The organism is Herbaspirillum lusitanum P6-12 (assembly GCF_000256565.1).
In the GTDB taxonomy this organism is placed as follows: Bacteria; Pseudomonadota; Gammaproteobacteria; order Burkholderiales; family Burkholderiaceae_D; genus Herbaspirillum; species Herbaspirillum lusitanum.
Window position 1 is genome coordinate 1 of the sequence record NZ_AJHH01000245.1, and the last position, 1,904, is coordinate 1,904.

Below are 1,904 nucleotides of genomic sequence, written 5' to 3' on the forward strand. Positions count from 1 at the left end.
GGTGGCGTCGCCGACAAGGAATTTGATCTTGTCCGCGTCGCCGGTGAGCATGATGTCGCGGATGTCGAGGGCGATCTTGTTGACCTGGATCTGGATGGTGTTGGCCAGCACGGTCTTGGGGTAGCGGTCCTTGGTGATCAGGTTGATGCCGTCATTGAGGCGGCCCAGTTGCATATTGCTGAGCGCCGTGATGGCGACCAGCAGGACGATCACGATGCCGAAGCCGATGGCGAGGCGTTGGCCGATTTTCATGTTGGCGATTTTCATGGGGATACCTTTGCTGTTCAGTGGACTGCGAAACGTTGCGCCAGTCATGTATGGCGCTACCTAAAAGGCAATTCTCATGCCATCAATTTCAAGCATTTCCGCCGTGCAATTATGTCGACGGCGCATGGCAAAACATTCCGGGCTGCTCGGGTGGAGCGGGCCGGAATGTCGTTCTTTTTTTTAATTATTAGTGCTTGCTGCTTACCGCATGTCAGTTCGCTGCATCGGCCAGTTCAAATGCCAGCGCGTTATGGCGCTCAATGACTGATCCGAGATCGATCGTTGTGCATTGACCTTCGCGCACGATCACGCGACCGTTGATGATGCTGTAGGACACGTTGGCCGGCGTGCAGAACACCAGCGCCGCGACCGGGTCGTGCAGCGCGCCGGCGAAACCGATCTGATCCAGCTTGAACATCGCGACGTCGGCCGACATGCCCGGCTTCAGTGCGCCGATGTCGTCGCGGTTCAATACCTTGGCGCCGCCCAGCGTGGCGATTTCCAGCGCCTGCCGTGCGGTCATGGCGTCCGGGCCGAAGCCGACGCGTTGCAGCAGCATGGCCTGGCGCACTTCACCGAGCATGTGGGCGCCGTCGTTGGAGGCGCTGCCGTCGACGCCGAGGCCGACCGGCACGCCTGCGGCGATCATCTTGCGGATCGGGGCGATGCCGGAGGCCAGGCGCATGTTGGAGCAGGGGCAGTGCGCCACGCCGGTGCCGGTGCGTGCGAACAGGTCGATGCCGTGGTCGTCGAGCTGGACGCAGTGCGCATGCCAGACGTCGTGGCCGACCCAGCCGCAGTCTTCGGCGTATTCGGCCGGGGTCATGTTGAATTTCTCGCGGCTGTAGGCGATGTCGTTGACGTTTTCGGCGAGGTGGGTGTGCAGCGAGACCTTGTAGCTGCGCGCCATGTTGGCGGCCTCGCGCATGAGATCGCGCGAGACCGAGAACGGTGAACAGGGCGCGACCACGATGCGTTGCATGGCGTGGCGACTGTGGTCGTGGTAGGTCTCGATCAGGCGTTGCGTATCGCGCAGGATGTCGTTCTCGTCTTCGACCACGCGGTCCGGCGGCAGGCCGCCTTTCGACTGGCCGACGCTCATCGCGCCGCGCGCGCCGTGGAAGCGCATGCCGATTTCCTGGGCGGCTTCGAGGCTGTCGTCGAGGCGGGTCTTGTTCGGATAGATGTAGAGGTGGTCGCTGCTGGTGGTGCAGCCGGAGAGGATCAGTTCGGCCATCGCGGTGAGCGTGGAGACCTTGATCATTTCCGGCGTCAGGCCGGCCCAGATTGGATAGAGGTTGGTGAGCCAGTTGAACAGTTCGCCGTCTTGCGCGGCGGGGATCACGCGCGTGAGGCTTTGGTACATGTGGTGGTGGGTGTTGATCAGGCCGGGCAGCACCACGTGGTTGCTTGCGTCGATGATTTCGTCGGCGGTTTGGGGGAGGTCGGCGGTTTGGCCTACTTGTTCGATGATGTTGTTGCGGATGAAGAGGGCGCCGTTTTTGATTTCTTCTCTGGTGTCGTTCATTGTTACTACGACGGTGGCGTTTTTGATCAATAGGGTTTTGGTCATTTGGGACTCACTGGGTTGTGTTTGGTGTTGGGTGTTGATTCCGACCGGCACGCCTGCGGCGATC

At 61.1% G+C, this 1,904-nt stretch carries 2 protein-coding genes; both read right to left on the minus strand.

What is annotated here, in order from left to right; genetic code table 11:
* Nucleotides 1-267 (minus strand): MCP four helix bundle domain-containing protein (locus HLUSI_RS27615; RefSeq protein ID WP_040503272.1); only part of this gene is annotated, 267 nt, incomplete at its 3' end.
* 211 nt (nt 268-478) lie between these two features.
* Nucleotides 479-1,840 carry an 8-oxoguanine deaminase gene (locus HLUSI_RS0108050; RefSeq protein ID WP_029363274.1) on the minus strand — a complete coding sequence of 454 codons (1,362 nt, stop codon included), beginning with the start codon at nt 1,838-1,840 and terminating at the stop codon, nt 479-481.
* Nucleotides 1,841-1,904 lie beyond the last annotated feature (64 nt).

Excerpts from the sequence above, each read along its gene's own strand:
- HLUSI_RS0108050 (WP_029363274.1), bottom strand. The coding sequence starts at position 1,840 with ATGACCAAAACCCTATTGATCAAAAACGCCACCGTCGTAGTAACAATG.